The following is a 20246-nucleotide window of genomic DNA, read 5'->3' as shown; positions in this document are numbered from 1 at the left end:
GGAGGCGGACATCGTCTCCTGCGCAACCCTGTCGAAGGAGCCCCTGATCCGTGGTGAGTGGCTGCAACCGGGATCGCACCTCGACCTTGTCGGCGGCTTTACGCCGCAGATGCGCGAGGCGGACGATGCCGCGATCCGCCGGGCCGAGGTCTTCGTCGACACGCGTGGCGGCGCGCTCAAAGAGGCTGGCGACATCGTCCAGCCGCTGGCGACCGGTGTCCTGCGCGAGAGCGAGATTCGCGCTGACCTGTTCGATCTCACGCGCGAGCAAGCCCCTGGCCGCGAAACGGCGCAGGCGGTGACATTATTCAAATCGGTCGGTGCGTCGATCGAAGATCTGGCCGCCGCCGTTCTGGTCTACGAGCGATGCGACCAGCCGGAGTTGAGGGGTGGCCCGTCTAACTAGCCCTCGGCCACAATGATCCTGCTGGACAGAGCCGGTGCAGCTTGGTGCGAGCGGTGCTGGTGGCAACCGATCAGCGTGCATTTGGCCAGCGTGCATTTGGTGAGTGAGGCCTCGCTCGACTGACGGAACCCTCCAGTCCAGCCGCTGTTCGTTCCCCTAGTGGAGACAGCTGAGAAGGGTCCGGAATATGACCAGCAATCGGAACGAAGGCGAAGGCAGCCGCACCGCCGCGCGCGCGTACAACAAGGGAACGCGCGAGCATAGCAAGACCCACGATGTCGACGCCGAGGCCAAGAGGGCCCGCGAGGCGCTGGCGGGTAAGGAGGGCGACAGTCTCCGGGAAGCGGAACAGCGGGGCAAGGCTCACGCCAAGGACGAGGACCCGGCCATCAAACGTGATCACTGAGCCCGCGAGCTGGGCTTGGCTTGCGGCTGGAACGCCATGATCTGCAAGCTCCGGGTCCGTCCGCTGGCCGAGGCAGCGGACGGACCCGGCCCAACAGCTGGGTTGATAACGGCCCGATTAACGCTGGATATGGGGCGAACCCGCTGTGTCCTCGGCGCCCGAGTCAGGAGCGTGAGAGATAACGCGGCAACTCCCGCTCAAATTCGGGGAAGTAGCGCGATATCATCGTCACGTCGAAGCGTCCGAGGATCGACTCCTTCGGCTCACGGTCGAGCAGGAACCGAAAGGCCGCCTCGAGACAGCGCTCTGGCGTATGCTTGCCGGCAGTCAGCCGCCGGCACGTCTCCTGAGCCATCGTGACCTGGTGATACGTCTCGCCCTTTCCTTCGCGGATGACCACCTCGAACGCGAGGGGCTCCCCCTCAGCAATGCGCCGAACCTGAATCATGTCGACCTCCTTTGCCCGTGGGGCGCCTTCTTCGTGGAATGGGCCTCACGTCTCGAACCGCTGGACAGGTGCGCCAAGCGACCTGCGCTGATAGACGGTCGCTCACCTATTGTTCACCCTGAAGCCCGACCTTCGCGCCGCCTATGCCCACATGCAAGGCAAGCCGCAGAGGATTCCCAGGTGGGCGTATCTCGGGCGCCGGCCGCGCCGGACGGGGCGAGGAAGTGACGGAAGCCGGGCATCATCCATTCCACGGTAAAAGGTCATGCTTTCGTGCGACAGGCCGGCTCCACATGTAATGTCCGTGCCAAAGATCGACCTGCGCTCCCGGTGCGCTTCAACGGCCGGGTTCAGCCAGACCTGTCCCATCAGCGAGTTTTCTCATGCATGCATTCTTCGAGCGCCTGTTCGATCCTCTGGCTCCGGCCGAAATCGTGCAGCCGCCCGAGCGGATCGTCCCGTTCTTCCGGTACTTCCTGAAGCCCGTCCGAGGGTTGCTGATCCTGACGTTGATCGTCGCCGGCCTCGCGTCGCTGTCCGAACTGGCGCTGTTCGTGTTCCTGGGCCTTCTGGTCGATTGGGTGGGCACCACCGGCCGCGAGCAGTTCATCGAGCAGCACGGCTGGGCCCTGGCGGGAATGGCACTGGTCGCCATCGTCCTACGGCCGGTTCTGGTTCTGCTGTCGCGCGGGCTGATCAACCTGACGCTGGTGCCGGCGCTTACCAGCCGCGTGCGCTGGCGCAACTACCGGTGGGTGGTGCGCCAGAGCCTCTCGTTCTTCCAGAACGACTTCGCGGGGCGGATCGCGCAGAAAGTCATGCAGACGGGGCCGGCGCTGCGGGAATCGGTCATCAATGTGATCGACGGCATCTGGTTCCTGGTGACGTTCCTGATCGGGACCATTGCCCTGTTCGCCGCCCTGGACTGGCGCCTTCTGCCACCGGTCCTCCTGTGGATCGGCGCCTATGTCGTGGTCATCGTTTCCATGGTGCCGCCGGTTCGGCAAAAGTCGGCGGCCCTGTCGGAGGCGAACGCGGCCCTGTCCGGGCGTGTGGTCGACAGCTACACCAACATCCTGTCGGTCAAGCTGTTCGCGCATGCGGAGCGCGAGGACGACTTCGCCCGTGCCGGCCTGGTCCGTTATCTCGGCGCTTTCCGGATGCTGATGCGGGCGATCTTCAACATGACCGTCCTGCTGACGGTGCTGAACAGCCTGCTCCTGCTGACCGTCACGGCGCTGGCGATCTATCTTTGGCTGGCCGGATCGGTCACGGTAGGTGCTATCGCTGCCACCACCGGCCTGATCATCCGCCTGACCCAGATGTCCGGCTGGATCCTGCGAACCATCACTTCGCTGTTCGAGAACATCGGCACGGTGCAGAACGGCATGGAGACCATCGCGCGGCCCCATGCGGTGACGGATGCGGCGGATGCGCCGGAGCTGACTGTAAGCCGCGGCGCCATCCGGTTCGAGAATGTCCGCTTCCACTACGGCAAGGAGGGCGGTGTCATCGAGGATCTGTCGCTGGACATCCGGCCGGGCGAGAAGGTTGGGCTGGTCGGGCGCTCCGGTGCCGGCAAGTCAACCTTGGTCAACCTGCTGATGCGCTTCTACGATTTGGAAGGCGGGCGCATCCTGATCGACGGAACGGATATCGCGACGGTCACACAGGCTGGCCTGCGCGCCCAGATCGGCGTCGTCACCCAGGATACCGCCCTGCTGCACCGATCGATCGCCGACAACATCCGGTATGGGCGGCCGGATGCGAGCTTCGAAGATATAGTCCGTGCCGCCCAGCTGGCCGAGGCGGAGGAGTTCATCGCCGGCCTAACGGACCCATGGGGCCGCCGCGGCTACGACGTCCATGTGGGCGAGCGCGGCGTCAAGCTGTCCGGCGGCCAGCGACAGCGCATCGCCATTGCCCGAGTGATCCTGAAGGATGCGCCCATCCTGATCCTGGACGAGGCCACCGCGTCGCTGGATTCGGAGGCGGAGGCCGCGATCCAGGGCCAACTGGCGACGCTGACGCGCGGCAAGACGGTGATCGCCATCGCGCACCGTCTGTCGACCATTGCCGCCATGGACCGGCTGATCGTGATGGATCAGGGACGCATCGTCGAGACGGGCAGCCATCAGGAGCTACTCCGCCGCGGCGGCCTTTATGAATCGCTCTGGATGCGCCAGTCGGGCGGGTTCCTGGCCGTATCGGGGTGACGGTGTCTAGGGCGTGTTTTCAAAGCCGTGCTGGCCTCATCCTTCCATGGGCCCGGGAAGCGAGAAGACCTTGATCGCGCGACCGACGCCCGGAAGCGTGTGCTGGCCGAGCGGCCGCAGCTGTTCCGGGTATAGCGCGGCGACAGCCTCTGAGATGACGAGAGGCACCGCGAGCACCTTGCAGAGCGTCTCCAGGCGGAAGACCTCGTTGACCGCGGTCCCGGTCACCGTGAAGTCGAGGCGCCGCGCCGAACCGACATTGCCGTACATGATATCGCCGGCGTGAAGCGCGATGCCGCAGCGGATCTCGGTCATCCCCGCCTCGGCGCGCCGGGCGTTGACCTCCGCCAAGCGACCCAACGCCTCCCGGGCCGCCGCGAGCGCCTGCCGGCACGCCTCCTCGCCGGCCCGGGTGCCGGCCCCGAACGGGAATATGGCCAACAGGCCGTCGCCGATCAACTTCAGCACCTCGCCGCCGCTCGCGGCGACCGCCTCGATGACGCAATCGAAGTACGCGTTGAGCGTGGCGAGGTAGACCTCGAGCGGCACGGTCTCGGCCAGGGCGGTCGAGTCGCGTAGGTCGCTGTGCCAGACGACAGCGTGGATGACCTCGCCCTGGCCGCGCCGAACGCGCCCGCGCAGCACGTTCCGGCCGGAGGCCGCGCCGAGGTACGTGCCGAGGAGCATCTCTGCCATCTCGTGCGCCGCCGCGGTCTTGACGGCGAGGGCCAAGGGCGGAGCGAGCACCCGCAGGGCCGCCAGTTCATCCCTGTGGAACCCTCCGGCGCGGGCCGTGGCGAACGAGCCGGTGATCCCCTCGCGGATGGTCACGCCGCTCGGCAGGTCGGGCCAGAACTGCGGGTCGACCGAGCCGCCGAACGGCTGGAAGAAGGCGAAGTAGTCCGTGAGCCCCCGGCTCTGGAGCTGCTCGAGGATGGGGAACGGAAGCTTGGCCTCGCCATCCTCCAGGCGGTACCGCAGCTCCTCGGTCCCGGTGCCATGCATGTGGGCGAAGGGCGAGGGTGTCGAGCGCAGGATGAGTTGCCAGGTGACCGTGTGGCGCTCGGCCCTGCCGGTGTCCCGGGACCAGGCGAAGTTGATCGCGTCGAACTGGGGGTGGAACACCATAAAGGCGACGATGGCCCGCTCGAGGTCCAGGTCCCCGGCGACGAGCCGCGCGCAGAGGCCTTCCAGGATCGTGCCGGCCGCGGCCCCTTCCAGCGCCTGCCGGTGGAGCCAGGACACGATCGTGGCCGCCTGGTCCAGGATGCGGTCCTCTGGCATGCGAGGCACGGTGTCATGCGGAAGAGGGCTCCGCAAGCGCAACGTGGTCGTACGCCCGGCCGGCCGCCTGAAGGAATATCGGCGGATCGCAACTCGTTACGACAAGCTGGCGGCGAGCTATCTGGCGTTCGTCGAACTCGCGGCAATCCGCATGTGGCTTTGAAAATGAAGCCTAGAGCCCGATCCGACCTTGTCGGATCGACCTGACCGGACCGAAACCCATTCGCTCCGAATCCCGCCAGAACCTACCACTGGTGAAGTCGCCGCTCCTTTGACCGGCTAACGGGGTAACAACGATGCCACCGGTGTCTGCCCCTTCGGGGGAGCGCGCCAGGCCCGATTGCGGGCGTATGATTCCGGGGTTCCGCAGCCTGCAGCCCCAGAGGTTGGGAGTCATCGCAGCACGCGACGATCCAACTGACTTTGGCCAGCAGGCCGTTCCTTGGGGAGCACTGGAGGTGCGACGATGCATCACGGCACGCTGCTCTCATTCGCTATCCTTGCCTTGCTTGCCGCTTCGCCCGCCGACGCAACGCCGACGGGGGTGCCAGCCGGGCCTCCGGCACGGGTCGAAGCGCCGCTCGCTCCGGAGATCTCCGCCGTGCTTCCGTCAATGAGAGAGGGTGGACACGAGGTCCGGCTCTATCGGGTGGCCTCGGAGGGAACGGAGGATCAGCCGGAGCAATCGGCGGCGGTGATGGTGGACAACGGGCAGGCGCTCGACGCGGCACCGGCAAAGCCGATGATTATCGCAGTAGCAGGGGATGGCGCGGCCGGACACCCTACTCCGCTGGGGATCACTGTCGTCCCAGCGCCGCACCCGCCCGCGAACGCAGTTTCCGTCCTGATTTCCGGGCTGCCGCCCGGATCATTGCTGTCACGCGGCGAGGATCGCGGCGCCGGCATTTGGCGCATCGGACTAAAGAACTTCGATGGTCTCTGGAGCGCCGGACTCATGGATCTGGATGACCTCAGCTTGACCGTCCCGCCGGACTATATCGGGACGATCGACCTGAAGGTCACGGCGCTCGCCATGCATGACAAGATCAGCCTGAAAAGCAATACGCAATCGCTGTCCGTCACGTTCGATCCGCCGCCGGCCGCCGACACGGCGCTAGTGGAGGCCACCGGGCCGGTGGTCCGGGACGAGCCGCCGGCGCCGGTCGCCGTGGAGGAGCCCCCGCTTCCGGCAGCGCCGACACCGCCGACCGATGCCGAGCCGGGAGGATCGGAGCTGGCCGCGCCCGAGCCGTTGCCCGTCGAAGCGCCTCAAATAGAGACGGTAATACCGCCGAATCCGGCCGAAACCGAAAGAGCCGACGCGTCGGTAAGGGCGACCCAAGCGGAAGTAGCGATGGTGCCCGGGGCGATGGAATCTGGGGCGATGGAACCGGGAGCCGAAGAGAGCGGCCTGATCGACGAACCGAACTCCGACGGCAATGGGAGTACCGCACCGGCGACGGTGGTTCCGATCCCGGCGCCGGCCGTTGCCGACGAGATCGACGGTCCCGCGGCCCGCAGTCCGGCGCCGGATGCAGCACAACCCCCGGCGGCGTCCACTGTGCCGCCCACTCTGCCGCCCCTTGGGCCGCCAGTGGCACCCCCGAGTCACGAAGAGTGGCCGGTGGCGGAGCCGGCTTCGACCGCCGACAGTGCCGAGGAAACAGTCGCGGCGCCTCCGGGCGAGGCGCCAGCCTCGGCCCGCTCGGTGTCCGGGAGGACGCAGACGGCGGCGCTCGGGGACGGCGTGCCGGCTCCCGCGCCGTCGCAACCCGACGAATCCATTGCGGCCAAAGCGGTGCCGTCCGCAGCGCCGGCGCCGGTAGGCTCGGCCGGGGTCCTGCCCGAAGACCTCGTCATGGAGCGGGGCGACGCGCTGCTCGCACAAGGCGATCTGGCGGGTGCCCGGCTCTTCTACGAGTTCGGCCTGGGCACGGGAAGTGGTCGCGCCGCGTTCGCGCTCGGCAAGACCTACGACCCGCTCGTTCATCGGCAGCTTGGCGTGCGCGGGGTCCCGCCCGACCCGGCCAAGGCCGTCGACTGGTATCGCACGGCGATTGCGGCCGGAAACACGGAGGCCGAGCGCTGGCTTCAGGACCTGACCGCCTGGCTCGACCACGGCAGATAGGGAGGAAGAGAACATGAGTCTGGTGCGAGTTTGCCATCTCCTGATCCTGGGTCTGTGGCTCGCATCCGGGACCGTTCCGGAGGCGAGAGCGGACACGCCCTGGAGCGATCGGGCCAACTCGGGCACCGTCGGGATCATCTCGGGCGGTGTCGAGGGCACCTATGTGCGCATCGCCAGCGACCTGGCCGCGGTGCTGGACGATGGCGACAAGCTGCGCGTTCTGACGGTGCTCGGCAAAGGGTCCATTCAAAACATCGGAGACATCCTGCATCTCCGGGGCATCGATATCGGCATCGTGCAATCCGATGTCCTCGCCTATGCGAAGCGCGAGCGGGTGTATCCGAACCTCGACAACCGACTGCGCTACATCACGAAGCTCTACAATGAGGAGCTGCACGTTCTGGCCAGGCCCGACATCGCGCGCATCGAGGATCTCGCCGGCCAGAAGGTCAATTTCGACGGTCAGGGCAGCGGCACGCATATGACGGCGTCCTTGATCTTCGACAGGCTGGGCATCACGGTCGAGCCGACGACGGACGACCAGGCGCTCGCCCTCGAAAAGCTGCGGGCCGGCGAGATCGCCGCGCTCGTCTATGTGGCGGGCAAGCCCACGCGCCTGTTCACCGACATCAAGGCGGCGGACGGCCTGCATTTCCTGCCGGTACAACCGACGCCCGAGCTGCTCGAGACTTATCTGCCGTCGCGCCTGAGCAGCACCGACTATCCGATTCTGATCGACCCCGGGCAGGAGGTCGAGACCGTCGCCGTCGGCGCCGTCATGGCTGTCTACAACTGGGAGCGGGGGCACGAGCGGAACCGCAAGGTCTCGCAATTCATCGATACCTTCTTCAGCCGGTTCGGCGAGTTCTTGAAACCGCCGCGGCATGCAAAATGGAAGGAGGTCAACCTCGCGGCCGAAGTGCCGGGCTGGACCCGGTTCGCGCCTGCCGAGGCCTGGCTGCGCCAGAACCCGATCCCGCAGGAGGAGCCGACCGACGCGATCGCCTTGCGCGAGAGCTTTCGGACCTTCATCGCCCAGCAAGGGGTGACGACGGTGGAGGAGACCGACGCCCTGTTCGAGGAGTTCCTTCGCTGGCAGGCCCAGGCCGGGCAGTGATCGTTCAATCGATCGACCCAGCGGGAGCCGGGGCGCCGTAAGCTTCGCTGCTCGGCAACGCCGAGACGGGCCAGGGACAACTCCGGCCGAACAGATCCGCGGCTGGTCCTTGACCCGAATATCGGGCGGAACCGTTTCGAGCAGTCCGGGGTCCTTTGCGGCAGGGCCGCTCCTTCGCCGAAGATGGATTAATGCCAAGCTCCGTCAGGACGGCGGAGCCTTACCCCGGCACTCCTGATCACCGGGGCGGCGTGGAAACGCGGATCATGACGAATCTGACGCGTTTCACGAAGGCAGCAAGCGTCACAATGTGGCGAATCAAGATGCTGTGGAAACCCAGGGATGAGTTCGATATCGCGATTCAGGCTATCCGAGAGGTGCAGTTCTTCCGCCGCACTTATGCGGACAGTGACAGATTCTACGACGAGTTGACGCTGATCGTGGATGATCTGATCGCTTCAGATCGCGCTTCCGACGGACAGCCCGGCCTCTTGGCAAATGTCGCTGAGGCGCTACGGAAGAGCTACAGATAAGCCGCTATCGCCTCACAACGGCTGGCGCGGGCTGCCACACAAGGCGATTTTCCATTGGAACGCCCGGAAAGCGCCTCTGCCGGAATGGGCCGACCAAGCCATATATCTATGTATCTATGAGCGGGGCACTGGTTCCAGCGTCGCTGTCGGCTGTCGATCCGGTGACGGGCCTGTCGCCGTCGCAGTTCGACGAAGGCTCGTTCGACGCCGTCGTCATGCGAAGCGTCAACGAGCATTTTCCCTCGCCGAGGGCTGAGGCGGAAAGGGCCGCGAACTTCCTGAAACGCGGCGGACAGCTGTTCGTCACCACCGACAACTTTGCCAACCTCGACCGCGGTGTCTTCGGGGAAGACTGGCACGGCTTTGACGTGCCTCGAAACCTCAACCTGTTCACGCCGCAGACGCTCGTCACATCAGTTGAGAGTGTCGGCTTTGTCGTCCGACAGGTCTGTTACAAGTTTGGTTCCGAACCATCAATCAGGTCGCCAGATGGCGACTCGCCCGCCAATAGAGATCCATACCGCGGGACACGACATGAACCAGTATCTGAGAGAGTCTGGAACGCAGAAGTCCCGGTGCAAAGGGAAGATCGCCGCCGCTCAAAAGCTCGCTGTCGCTGATAACGCGTTGCTGGCGTGCCCGTTTGCGCCGCTCGTGGATCAAGCGCCAATTGGAAATGAGCCAGGCCCAGGCCCGGAGCCAGTCGCCGCTCCAGCCTCTGGACACAAAAAAGGCCAGCGTCGCCCCCTCGTAGACTAGCAGCACCGGCATCAGGAGAAGCAGCGTGCTCAAGCGATAATAGGTAAGAATGGTCAATAGTCTGTGCCGATGCGTCAGGAACGCGCGTCGCGCGGGATAGGCATCCTTTCCGCGGAACGAAAGGCCAGGCGTGCCACGGCCACGGTCGTGGTAGACAACCCCTCGCGGCTCGCAAACCAGACTATGGCCCAACAGCCGCATGCGAATGCTGAACTCCAGATCTTCGAAGTAGAAGAAATAGAGCTCATCGAATCCGCCCGCGGCCAACACGAGCTTACGATCGACGAACAAGCAAGCGCCGATACAGGCGCCGACCACGGCCGGCTCGGCGCCCTCGTCGAACCTGCTATATGCGTGCCGCAATGTCATAGTGCCGATAAAATGCACGGCCGCCCCGTCGCACTGCACGACTTGGCATTCCGGATAAAGGACGATGCGTGGACAAACGACGGCCGCACGGTATTCGCGAAGCGTGCGGGCGAGCCGGGCAAGGGTATCGCCGGCGACATACACATCATTGTCCAGCAGGATCGCAAGATCGCTTGAGGCATGCCGAAGGCCTACGTTGCGGGCCGCCGGCAATCCCCTGTTCTCCGGAAGCCTGACGAGTTCGACTGCGGGGAACTCGGCCTCGATACGCTCACGGCTTCCGTCGGTCGAGGCATTGTCGACGACGATGATCTGCGTCGGCTGCATGTGCGATGCGGTTACGGCGCGGATACAATTGATAACGCGCTCCCCACCATTGTAGTTGATGATAATCGCGGCAATCGTGCCGACCGCCGTGGGTGATGCCGGATGGGGTTCAGACGTCGGCATATTTTGCTCCGCGACCGCTGAGAACCTGGGCATAGACTTGCTCGACTTTTTCGGCAGTCCGCTTCCACGTAAACTCGATGCGGGCCGTCGCCTGCGCCGCCGCACCGAGCTGCGCCGCCAAATCGGTGTTCTCAAGCAGAGTCACAATGGCTCTGGCAAACCCAGCAACGTCGCCGTTCTCAACAATCAGCGCGGTTTTCGCATGGTCGAGATTCTTAGCCGATCCAGAAAATGAGACGATCGCCTTTCCAGCCGCCATGTAGTTGAGCAGCTTCTGCGGCAGCCCATCACAGTCTGTGCGTGGGTTGAGCGCTATCCGGGCTCGGCTGAGAAGCTCCGGCAAATGATCGAAATCTGCTTGCACCAGCTCAAGGTATGGCATGATTCCCAACTGCTCGGCCAACGCTATCAGCGGTTCGAACGGCTCGTTCGCCACGATCAGCAATCTAGCGTCCGGGTGCGTCGCAACGACCATCTTGAAGCTTTCGAGCATAAGATCGATACGCTGATACTTGGCGAAATTTCCTGTATAGATGAGCCAGTTGCGTCCAGCGGCTGCGATCCCAGAGGTCTCACACCGCGAGAAAAAATGTTGCTCAACGCCATTCGGGATAAAGGCCACAGGCGGCGGTTGCCGACCACAGGTGGCGAGAGCCGTCCGAATTTCGTCGGAGACAGCGATAATTGAGCATGCCTGCTTCGGCAGCCAACGATCCAAGGACATGCCGAGCCGGCGCTTGATGCTCGCAGTCATCCCGAGCTGGTAGTAAGGCAGTTCCGAGGACAGCAGTGTGTGGGCGTCGTAGACAACCGGAAGGCCCGTGAACCGCCTCACAAGCAGCGACACACCGAGGCCCTCGTAATGATGCGCATGGATGAGGTCGACGGGATGCGTTCGCACGACGCGCAGCAATACCGCGGCAAGAAGCGGGTCGACTAGGAAGAGCTTCTGATAGGACGGCCCTGGCTCGGTCTTTTGATAAGTCGGGACAACCGGGGTGCGGTGAATGGGGAAGGGGATGGAGCGCTTCTCTTCACCGAGGTGATACGTGACAACATGGACCGTGTGGCCCCTCTCGATGAGCGCTTCGGCCATTCTGTAGATCCGCGCCGGGGTGCCGCGCGGATACGGGAACGGGCAGGCGGCAACCATGGCGACGGCGAAGGCTCTGTTCATGGCGCCTCGGCCAAGCAGGCGGGCCAACAGACCAGGGGATGCACCAAACGCTTGAATTCTTAACCATTCAAGAGGGTAGTAAGCGTGATCGAAACGTCAACCCGCATGGAAAATCCGGCGTCGCGAAATGTTTGAGGGTTCAGCTCTTCTTGACAGTCGCCGCTACTTCAGTGCGGCTACGTTCGTTCATCAGCTGCCCATTGTTGAAATGAATCAACCGATCGTTTTGTCCTAAGACGGTATCCAAGATTTGCGGGAGCTTTCTGATCAGTTGAACACTCTATGAGAGAGAATCATGGCGGCGTGACAGGCCAGCCTGGTCGCACTGGCTGGAACAAATTTCGGAGCACGGCGGTTTACGGCACTGGAATGAGCACTCTTTCGGCGCCCCTGTGCCTCCGGAGCACACGCGAGCGGCAAGCCGTCGCAGACGGCAGCGCCGGCGAGGCGAGCGGCTGCGAGGGTTCACTGCAGGCGTTCGCCGCCCGCCGCGAGCTTTGGGCCAACGCGGCCGCGACGTCACATATAGCGCATGTTCGGTCTGCTCCATGTGGGTTGCCATCGGTCAAAATACCGGGGGCCAAGACGGATCCTCGTTGTCTGCCTGTGGCGATCGAGATCCGGGAGCGCCGGTGACCATGGCGGGGGGGCAGGGGACATTGGTGTCCGTTGTCGTTCCCGCCTATAACGCGGCAAGATACCTTCGCGAGACGCTCGACTCCGTCCTTGCCCAAACCTATCCCGATCTCGAAGTCATCGTCGTGGACGACGGTTCGACCGACGAGACCTTTGAAATCGCCAAGGCGGTCGCGGCAACCGACCCCCGGCTGCGTGTCCTTCGTCAGGCGAACAAAGGTCCAGGCGCTGCAAGGAACCACGGACTCGCGCAGGCGCGGGGAGCCCTGATCGCGCCGCTGGACGCGGATGACCTGTGGCACCCGACGAAGATCGCCAAGCAGGTATCGGCAATGCGACAGGGCGAACTGGACGTTGGTCTCGTTTATACCTGGTCATCCATGATCGACAAAGATAGCCGGATAGTCGATCAATATCGGGGCGAGTGCGTCGAGGGAGAGGCCTACGCCGTCTTAGTGCTTTACAACTTCCTCCTGAACGGGAGCACACCTCTTGTGCGCCGTGATTGCCTCGCTGCGATCGGCGGCTATGACGAGGCGTTCCTCTATGCCCAGGATTACCTTTTCGCTCTGGCCGTTGCAGAGCGTTACCACTTCGCGGTCGTGCCGGAATTCCTGGTGGGCTATCGCCGAACTTCCGGAAGCTGGAGCAGCAATGTCGTCGGATTGACCGACTTTCACAGCCGCGTGCTTGCGGAGGTGCGGCGGCGCCACCCCGAACTGCCCGCCCGGCTCTTCCGCTGGTCCATGGCCGCCTCCTGTTTTTCGGCTGCAGGGAAAAGCCTGCGAAGCGGCCGTGTCTTGCAAGGGCTGTCGCTCCTGACGAAGTCGGTGCTGCTTGATCCCACGCTGCCGCTTACGCCTATGGCTCGCAGAAGGCGGCGCCAAAAGCCGGGCATGCACTTTCTGGATACCTCGCCGGAGCCGCGGAACCTGCCGGACCCCAAACCCTTCGGACATCGTCGACATGCCTATGTCAAGCAGCTACGCATCGTCCGCCCAGCGTGACGTGCGGCGCGCAATCCCGCGCGGGATTTGCCGACGGCACACGCGCTCGTCGGCCCTGCCGAGATACTTCTTATGCTGACCTCCCTCATTTCCGCCTACATCGCCAGCCCCCATCACCGAGGCAAGCGGCAAATCTTACGGTGGGCGCTGCGGCTGGTAGATGGAAAGGCGGTGAGGTCGTGCTACGGCGTTCTTATCCGTTCGAATTCGCGAGATTACACGAACTTTGCCTCAATCGGCGGGCATCTTCTGTCCAACTACGATGACGTATTCGCTGAAGTCATCCAGCTCGAGCCGGGAATGGCCTTTGTCGACATTGGAGCGAACGCTGGGCTCTTTTCGATGGTGGCGTGTGCGAAAGTTGGTGAAACGGGCGCGGTCGTCGCGTTCGAGCCCTCATTGCGGAGCTATCGTGACTTGATCGAGAACGCCGTCCTGAATGGAGTGCAAAATTTCTACCCGTTCAACGCAGCGGTCGGCAATATCACGAAAATAGCGCGGTTCGCCGCTGGCAGGGCGGATCACACTGGTAGTGCTCACCTTGACGATCGAGGAGAGATTACGGTTCTTCAAATCCATTTCGATGATCTCGATTCACTTTTCGAGATAATTATCGGCGATCGGGCCACATTGATCAAAATAGATGTGGAAGGTGCGGAAGGGCAGGTTCTGGATTCGATCGCGCATTTCATTCGGAAACCTCAGGTCAAGAAGATAGTCGCTGAGATAGACGCTGAGAACTCGGCACGTTTTGGCCGCAGTGTTGAAGGAATATACTCTGCTCTGGCGGAGCTCGGATTTATACCAAGGCGTGGAATGTACAGCGCCCATCACTTCAACGAAATCTTTGAGCGGGAATGATCGCCGTTCGACAGGAACCCAGTGAACAGATGCCTGGGTTCAGGCAGAGCTTATCGCTCTCCACCAAAGGGCCGGCTGTTTTTTTCACGATGGTAATGTGCGTTAGCAATGCTGTTTCGTGCCCCGCATGCTTTTGGAGCAGTGCCGGTATAGGGTAGCGATGATGAGCTTGCGCAGATCGCGAATCGCGACGATTTCCGCCGCAGTGACGTCATCATTGCGTGAGCTGACGGGGGCCGGCCCGAAATCTGGCGTCGTCTTTCACCACATCCCGAAATGTGCCGGCGTTTCAGTCACAACGGCCTTGGTGAGCGTCTATGCTCCTTGGACCTATAGGAAGATCGAGGCGCCGGGCTCTGTGGCGGCAATCCGTTTCCTTGATCTACGCAGTGATACCCATGGACCGTTCGATGTGACGAACGAGGCGTGGACGCAAATCCATCAATTTCGTCAGCGTCTCCTCTTCAACTATTTGCATTCCGGCGCTAAATCTGTGAGCGGTCATGTGATGTATAGTCCGCGCATTCACGATGCTTTTGAGAAGACTCATAAGTTTGTGACGGTGCTTCGCCACCCAGTGGACAGGTTTGTTTCTCAATATCTCTATTCCAGCCGAAGTCAGTCATATGACCATGTCGACGTATCCTGGGATGCGGACGGCCTTTCCAAACTCGGTCCGATCTGGGGGCGCACGATCACCACTTTCCTTGGGGGAGCGGACGACAGTCGCGGGCGCTTGCCGTCGACTGAGCGCATGGTAGAGAACGCGAAGCTTGCGCTTGACCGGCTCGACGTCATCGGGTTTGTCGATGATCTCTCCAAGTTCGAAGGGGACGTGGCGCATCAGATCGGCGCCAGGATCACGATAGGGCGCCACAACCGCAGCTCACAACGTGAGAAGGAGACGATCGAGCTTTCCGAACTCAGGCCCTTAATCGAGGAGTTCTGCGCTCCAGATATCGAGGTCTACAATCATGCGCGCTTGAAATTCAGCGTTTGAACACTTGTCCACCGACCGCAATGTCTTTTCGACGGCACCGAAGAGCGCTTCGGAGGCTTGGTTTATGGCCGTTCAGCATGCATCATTGACGCTCTACTGATCGGCCGAACTCTTCGGACCGGACGGGTCGATGTTGATGTTCGCCCACGAGGACGAAAACGGGGGGAACGGTTGGATCCCAGAAGCGGAGGCAACGTAATGATCTTCGATCGACTGACACCTTGGGCGCCGCATATGTTGAGCGTCCTGCGCATCATGTCGGCGCTCCTTTTCCTGGAGCATGGAACGCAGAAGCTGCTCGACTTTCCGCCGCATGCCAATCCGCCGGCGCTGATGTCGCTGTCCGGTATTCAGGGGTTGATCGAGTTGATCGGCGGTGCGCTGCTTGCGATCGGGCTCTTCACCCGGCCTGTCGCCTTCATCCTGTCCGGCGATATGGCCGTCGCCTACTTCATGGCGCATGCGCCGGAAAGCTTCTTTCCCGTTCTGAACGGCGGCGATGCTGCGATCCTCTATTGCTTCGTCTTCCTGCATTTCGTTTTCGCGGGAGGCGGTGCGTGGAGCGTCGATGCCATGCGACGCGGAACCGACTTCGCGACACCCTGATCGTCTTAACCCGCGCCAAGTCCGAGTCGACGCAGGTCGCGGATAAGACCTGTTAGGCGTTCTCAGTCCGCCACGGTGCGGCCTTGGAGCGCCGTCGGCCGGCGCGCTTTCGCAACCCTGTGACGGGCCCAGGCCGAGACGAGCTCGGAGACGATCACGAGCGCCACGATCGACAGTAGAATCGCCGCCACGCGCTCGTTCTCGAGCTGCTGCACATTGCGCTTCAGGTACCAGCCCATGCCGCCGGCGCCGAAGAAGCCGACGACCGTCGCGGCGCGGAAGGCCACGTCCCAGGTGTAGATGGCGATGCCCGTCCAGGCGACCTTCACCTGCGGCCAAACGGCATACATGACCGTCTGAACGGCGTTGGCGCCGCTCGCCCGGATGGCATCCACGGGCCCCATGTCGACGGCCTCGATCTCCTCGGCGAGCAGCTTGCCGGCGAACCCGATGCAGAACATCGTGAGCGCCAGGACACCGGGCAGCATGCCGAAGCCCAGGATCGTCACGAACAGGATCGTCCAGATCATCTCATGGACCGACCGGCTCCCCATGATCACGAACCGCGCCATGGGGTAGAGAACGCGCCGGCTCGGGGTCATGTTGTAGGACGCGAACCAGGCCAGCGGCGCTGCCAGGAGAAGTCCGAAGAGCGCGCCCAGATAAGCCATCTGGATGGACTCCAGAACCGAATGCAGATAGTCCGGCTGGAGCACGTAGCCGACGTCCGGCGGGTAATAGCGGTTCGCGAGGACTTCCCCGATCCGTCCGAACATCTGGAGGAGTCGGGCCAGATCGATGCCGAGGAACTCGATGGAGTAGCCGATGAACAGAACGGCGCCCAGAAGCGCGGCATAGCGAAAGAGGGAGTCCGGGTATCTGAACCGGCTCCACTGCCGCCGGCTTCCGTCTCGTGCCTGGGCGCTGCGTGCGAACGAGATCATGGTCATGGCGGCCGTTTCCTTCCGCGGGGTCATCGGTCAGGTCACGGCCTTGCGGGCGTAGTGAGAGATCACTTCGCCCAGGATGATCAGGACGAGGATCGCCAGGATCACCATCGTGACACCGCCGTAATTGAACATGTGCATCTGCCGGAAGAAGGTCAGGCCCAAGCCCCCGGCGCCGACGAGCCCCATGATCGCGGAACGCCGAATGTTGATGTCCCACTCGAAGATGATGGTCCCGAGGACGACGGGCAGGATCTGCGGGATGATCCCGTAATACATGACCTGAAAGTTGTTCGCGCCGGTTGCCCGAATCGCCTCGACCGGCTTGTGATCGATGTTCTCGATGGCTTCCGCCGTGATCTTCGAAATGAACCCCACCGATCGCATCGCGATGGCGAGAATGCCGGGAAGCGCCCCGAGGCCGACCGCCGCGACGAAGATCAGCGCCCACACGATCTCGTGGATCGACCGGCTGAGCGTCATCAGGAACCGGCCCAGCGGATAGAAGACCGCCTTAGAGGGCGTCACATTGATGGCCCCGAACCATGCGACGGGCAGGGAGAAGCACAGGCCGAGGAGCGTCCCGAGCGTTGCCATCATAAAGGTCTCGACCATCGGCAGAGCGAGCTGCGGAATGAGGCTCCAGTCGAGCACGAGAAACCGTCCGATCGATCGCAGAACTCCCGTCAGGCTGCCGATGCGCGCCCAGTCGGTGCCCTCGATGATGATGACGTGAACGCTCCACAGGCAGACCGCAACAATTCCGGCGAACAGCGCCAGCTGGCGGGCTAGGTCCCAGCGGTGGCGTTCCACCATTTGCTGCAGAGCCTGCGCCCGGCCGCCCGTCATGGTGCGACGCTCTCCCATCAAAGAACCTCGAGGGCATAGATGCGGTCGAGGTCCCTCTGCTTCATATCCGCGATTCGGCCCTCGAACATCTTCACTCCGTCCTGAAGGCCGATGACCTTGTTGCAGAACTCCTGGGCGAGGTGGACGTCGTGAATGTTGCAGAGCACTGGTACGTTCACCTCGCGCGCCGTATCGCGGATCAGCACCATCACCTCGCGTGAGATCTTCGGGTCCAGGCTCGCCGTCGGCTCGTCGAGCAGAAGCAGCTTCGGATCCTGCATCAGCGCCCGGGCGATGCCGACCCTCTGGCGCTGGCCACCGCTCAACTGGTCGGCCCGCTTGTCGACATGCTCGCTCAGCCCGACGCGGTCGAGAAGCTCGAGCGCCCGCTCGATATCCTTTCGTGGAAACATCCTGAACAGGCTTCGAACCGTCCCGGTGTAACCGAGCCGGCCGGACAGAACATTGTCCATGACCGACATGCGATTCACCAGATTGAACTCCTGGAAGATCATCCCGATATGGCGCCGCAGCCGTCGCAGGCTCTTCTGCGCCATCGTGGTGATTTCGTCACCGAACAACTGGATCGACCCGCCGGTCGGCTCCACGAGGCGGTTGATGCACCGGATGAGAGTCGATTTTCCGGCCCCGCTCGGCCCGATGATCGCGAAGAAGTCCTCGGCCTCGACATCGAAGCTGACGCCCTTGAGAATTTCCGGGCTTGTGCGGCTATACCGCGCCGTCAGATCACGCACCTCGAGGATCGCCACTGCTCGTTCCTCCCCTATCCCTGGCCATGTTTCTGGCCACGCCCCTGGCTCGGCGGGCCGGTCGATTCACCCGGGCACACCGTCGCGCCCGGGCGAATGTTCCAGCTAAAGTTGCTTGCCGAAGCGAAGCAAATCCGGTCAGTTGCTTTCCTTCTTGGCCGCAAGTTCGCGGATGATGTTGTAATCCGCGTCCTGCATGGGCACGAACTTGTTCGAGTTGACGTTTTCGAGGAAGCTCTTCGCCTCCGGCCGCTTGTGCAGGGTCAGGAAGGTGTTCCGGATCTTCTCCTTCAGATCCGGGCACAGGGCGCCGCGATAGGTGAACGGGTCCTGCGGTATCACCGTCGACCGCCAGATCACGTTGAAGTCGTCGAGCTTGACCATGCCGCGGTCGACGACATTGTCGAACCGGTGGGTCGCGACGAAGCCGGCATCGACCTTGCCTTCGAAGACGGCGATGGTCGACAGGTCATGACCGCCGGTATAGACGACGTTGGAGAAGTAGTCCTCGAGTTCCTTATTGCCGATCTCCGGGGTGAAGGCGACGCGCGGTAGCAGGTTTCCCGAAGTGCTTGCCGGATCGGTCAGGCCGAGCACCGCCCCCTTCAGCGAGCCGATATCCGTAAATCCGCTTCCCTTCTTCGTAATCAGGACGGCCTGATATCCCGGTCCTTCCTCCTGAAGATGTCCGGGCTTCTTGGCATAGGTGGCGAACACCTCGATCGTCGGATCTTCTTCGTTGGCGATCACGTAGGAGTTTGGCCCGTGTACCGCGATGTCGACCCAGCCGCCCAACATGGCCTCGATGACGGAGGCATAGGAGGTCGGCATGTAGAACTCGATCTCCTTGCCAGTCTGCTCGGACAGATAGTCAATGACCGGCTCGTACAGGGCGACCTCCTGAGCGGTTTCCTCGGTCGGAATGATCGAGAAGCGCAGCACATCAGGGTTCTCGCATTCCTGGGCTCCCGCCGAACCGGCTCCGGACGCCCAGGTCCCCATCGCCACGACGGCCGCGGTCAGGACCGCAAGGCCCCTCCTTGTCTCCATTCGCATTGTCTTCCTCCCAACGGTTGCAAGTGATCTGTTTTTGCGATCAGTCCCTTTCCAGGGCTCTTCTTGTTCAACCTTCCGTCTATCGGCTTAGAAAGCCATCCTTCGCTCCGATGAAGTTTCGCCCCCGCTCCCCGCGAAAGGCCTCCTCGACGATCTCCCGCCATTCCGCCTCGGAGATGCCGTAGTCGGCGGTCTCGACGGAAACCCCCAGCGAGGCGAGAAACCCTTCCAGCCGGTCGGCGCCTCGCTTCAAGTCGCCGTCGAAAATCGCGGCCAAAGCCGCATCGCACTCGGCACTCGCGCCAACGGCGCTCCGCATGACCATTGGCAGGCTGAAGGAGCAGGCGAGGCCATGCGGGATACCGTGCCGGAGCGTAATCGGGTAGGAGATGTTATGGGCGAGAGCGGTCTTGGTATTCGAGAAGGCGAGCCCGGCGAGAAGGGCCGCCTTGGCGACCCGCGTGCGCAGGTCAAGATTGCCGAGGTCGTCGACGAGGCGGGGGAGGGTCTCGATCATCTCACGCGCCGCCGCGACGGCGAGCGCGCCGGAAACCGGATTGTGGTTCACGTTCCACAGGCTCTCGAGCGCATGCGACAGCGCGTCGAGCCCGGTCGCTACGGTGAGCGACCGCGGAGCGCCCAGGGTAAGCTCCGGGTCGACGACGGCCCATTCTGCATATAGATCGGAGCGCGACAGCGAATATTTGCGGCCGGCTTCCGCATGCCAGACCGTGCCCCAGCAGGTCATCTCGCTCCCTGTCCCCGCCGTCGTCGGAACGGCGATGATGGGAACGGCTTCGCGCCGATCTTCCGCGCCGCGCTGCTCGAGATGGCGGCTGACGCGCGAGAAATCGCCGTCGGCGACGGCCAGCACCTTGGCGGAGTCCATGACGGACCCGCCCCCGACCGCCACGATGACGCGTGGCGCAGGCCTCGCCTCGCCGTATCGGGCGCAGAGTTCCGTCAGGTTGGAGAAATCGGGATTCGGCTGAACGTCGTCGATAAGAATGGCGGGGTTGCCCGCCGTCGCGCGGATCCGGGCAGATATTTCGGCGAAGGCCGGCTCGTCATAGGTTACGAGGCAATAGGGGCGCCCTGCGACAAGCGCGCCGACCTCCTCAATGGCGCCGGCACCGAAGCGGACCCTTACCGGATTATGGAATCTCCACACCAATCGCCCCCGCTTGCGAGCATATCCAGCGAGGTATTGTGCCCTTGACT

At 63.1% G+C, this 20246-nt stretch carries 18 protein-coding genes and 3 pseudogenes; 12 read left to right on the top strand and 9 right to left on the bottom strand.

Features of this window, described 5'->3' with window-relative positions:
- Together DT069_RS23880 and DT069_RS23875 are read left to right on the top strand one after the other, a co-directional pair.
- Positions 1-406 (top strand): annotated as a pseudogene (locus DT069_RS23880) (bifunctional Delta(1)-pyrroline-2-carboxylate/Delta(1)-piperideine-2-carboxylate reductase); the annotation flags it as partial.
- Positions 407-593: 187 nt separating this feature from the next.
- Positions 594-812 carry a hypothetical protein gene (locus DT069_RS23875; RefSeq protein WP_119462858.1) on the top strand — a complete coding sequence of 73 codons (219 nt, stop codon included), beginning with the start codon at positions 594-596 and terminating at the stop codon, positions 810-812.
- A gap of 163 nt (positions 813-975) precedes the next feature.
- Here DT069_RS23875 and DT069_RS23870 read toward each other — a convergent pair whose 3' ends face one another.
- Positions 976-1260, bottom strand: a complete 285-nt coding sequence (locus tag DT069_RS23870) for a hypothetical protein (protein WP_119462857.1) — start codon at positions 1258-1260, stop codon at positions 976-978.
- A 383-nt stretch (positions 1261-1643) separates the two neighbouring features.
- Between DT069_RS23870 and DT069_RS23865 the strand changes: the two genes are divergently transcribed.
- Positions 1644-3476, top strand: coding sequence for an ABC transporter ATP-binding protein (locus DT069_RS23865; protein WP_119462856.1), 1833 nt, complete (start codon positions 1644-1646; stop codon positions 3474-3476).
- A gap of 36 nt (positions 3477-3512) precedes the next feature.
- Here DT069_RS23865 and DT069_RS23860 read toward each other — a convergent pair whose 3' ends face one another.
- Positions 3513-4760: an adenylate/guanylate cyclase domain-containing protein gene (locus tag DT069_RS23860; RefSeq protein WP_119462855.1), complete on the bottom strand. Its 1248-nt coding sequence runs from the start codon at positions 4758-4760 to the stop codon at positions 3513-3515.
- Positions 4761-4791: 31 nt separating this feature from the next.
- On the opposite strand from DT069_RS23860, the pseudogene DT069_RS23855 reads away from it, so the two are divergent.
- The 5 genes and pseudogenes from DT069_RS23855 to DT069_RS25125 all read left to right on the top strand — a co-directional run.
- Positions 4792-4923 (top strand): annotated as a pseudogene (locus tag DT069_RS23855) (IS5/IS1182 family transposase); the annotation flags it as partial.
- 303 nt (positions 4924-5226) lie between these two features.
- A complete protein-coding gene (locus tag DT069_RS23850; RefSeq protein ID WP_119462854.1) occupies positions 5227-6888 on the top strand; it encodes a hypothetical protein in 1662 nt (553 codons plus the stop codon).
- 13 nt (positions 6889-6901) lie between these two features.
- Positions 6902-8005, top strand: coding sequence for a TAXI family TRAP transporter solute-binding subunit (locus tag DT069_RS23845; protein WP_119462853.1), 1104 nt, complete (start codon positions 6902-6904; stop codon positions 8003-8005).
- A 266-nt stretch (positions 8006-8271) separates the two neighbouring features.
- On the top strand, positions 8272-8538 hold the full coding sequence (locus DT069_RS23840) for a hypothetical protein (RefSeq protein ID WP_162913418.1): 267 nt from the start codon (positions 8272-8274) through the stop codon (positions 8536-8538).
- 116 nt (positions 8539-8654) lie between these two features.
- Positions 8655-8972, top strand: a pseudogene (locus DT069_RS25125) (methyltransferase domain-containing protein); the annotation flags it as partial.
- A 43-nt stretch (positions 8973-9015) separates the two neighbouring features.
- Here the strand turns inward: DT069_RS25125 and DT069_RS23830 are convergent.
- Together DT069_RS23830 and DT069_RS23825 are read right to left on the bottom strand one after the other, a co-directional pair.
- Positions 9016-10116: a glycosyltransferase family 2 protein gene (locus DT069_RS23830; RefSeq protein ID WP_162913417.1), complete on the bottom strand. Its 1101-nt coding sequence runs from the start codon at positions 10114-10116 to the stop codon at positions 9016-9018.
- Entirely contained in the window at positions 10103-11293 is a 1191-nt protein-coding gene (locus tag DT069_RS23825) for a glycosyltransferase family 4 protein (protein WP_119462849.1), read from the bottom strand. Before DT069_RS23825 ends, DT069_RS23830 begins: the two co-directional genes overlap by 14 nt.
- A 638-nt stretch (positions 11294-11931) precedes the next feature.
- On the opposite strand from DT069_RS23825, the gene DT069_RS23820 reads away from it, so the two are divergent.
- The 4 genes from DT069_RS23820 to DT069_RS23805 all read left to right on the top strand — a co-directional run bounded on the left by DT069_RS23820 (position 11932) and on the right by DT069_RS23805 (position 15403).
- Entirely contained in the window at positions 11932-12936 is a 1005-nt protein-coding gene (locus tag DT069_RS23820) for a glycosyltransferase family 2 protein (protein WP_425450510.1), read from the top strand.
- A gap of 72 nt (positions 12937-13008) precedes the next feature.
- Entirely contained in the window at positions 13009-13797 is a 789-nt protein-coding gene (locus DT069_RS23815; RefSeq protein ID WP_119462847.1) for an FkbM family methyltransferase, read from the top strand.
- A gap of 160 nt (positions 13798-13957) precedes the next feature.
- On the top strand, positions 13958-14797 hold the full coding sequence (locus DT069_RS23810; RefSeq protein ID WP_162913415.1) for a sulfotransferase family 2 domain-containing protein: 840 nt from the start codon (positions 13958-13960) through the stop codon (positions 14795-14797).
- A gap of 198 nt (positions 14798-14995) precedes the next feature.
- The gene (locus DT069_RS23805) at positions 14996-15403 is read left to right on the top strand and encodes a DoxX family protein (RefSeq protein WP_119462845.1); all 408 of its coding nucleotides are present in this window, start codon (positions 14996-14998) and stop codon (positions 15401-15403) included.
- Between the two features lie 62 nt (positions 15404-15465).
- Here the strand turns inward: DT069_RS23805 and phnE (DT069_RS23800) are convergent, their stop codons facing one another.
- The 5 genes from phnE (DT069_RS23800) to psrA all read right to left on the bottom strand — a co-directional run bounded on the left by phnE (DT069_RS23800) (position 15466) and on the right by psrA (position 20196).
- Entirely contained in the window at positions 15466-16353 is an 888-nt protein-coding gene (gene phnE / locus DT069_RS23800) for a phosphonate ABC transporter, permease protein PhnE (RefSeq protein WP_119462844.1), read from the bottom strand.
- A gap of 30 nt (positions 16354-16383) precedes the next feature.
- Entirely contained in the window at positions 16384-17199 is an 816-nt protein-coding gene (gene phnE / locus DT069_RS23795; RefSeq protein ID WP_119462843.1) for a phosphonate ABC transporter, permease protein PhnE, read from the bottom strand.
- Between the two features lie 17 nt (positions 17200-17216).
- The gene (gene phnC / locus DT069_RS23790) at positions 17217-17969 is read right to left on the bottom strand and encodes a phosphonate ABC transporter ATP-binding protein (RefSeq protein WP_425450509.1); all 753 of its coding nucleotides are present in this window, start codon (positions 17967-17969) and stop codon (positions 17217-17219) included.
- A gap of 138 nt (positions 17970-18107) precedes the next feature.
- On the bottom strand, positions 18108-19019 hold the full coding sequence (locus tag DT069_RS23785) for a phosphate/phosphite/phosphonate ABC transporter substrate-binding protein (protein WP_119462842.1): 912 nt from the start codon (positions 19017-19019) through the stop codon (positions 18108-18110).
- An 85-nt stretch (positions 19020-19104) separates the two neighbouring features.
- Entirely contained in the window at positions 19105-20196 is a 1092-nt protein-coding gene (gene psrA, locus DT069_RS23780) for an iron-containing alcohol dehydrogenase PsrA (RefSeq protein WP_425450508.1), read from the bottom strand.
- Positions 20197-20246 lie beyond the last annotated feature (50 nt).

Source organism: Virgifigura deserti (genome assembly GCA_003576685.1).
Classification (GTDB): Bacteria; Pseudomonadota; Alphaproteobacteria; order Dongiales; family Dongiaceae; genus Virgifigura; species Virgifigura deserti.
This window is presented reverse-complemented; position numbering and strand designations above follow the sequence as displayed.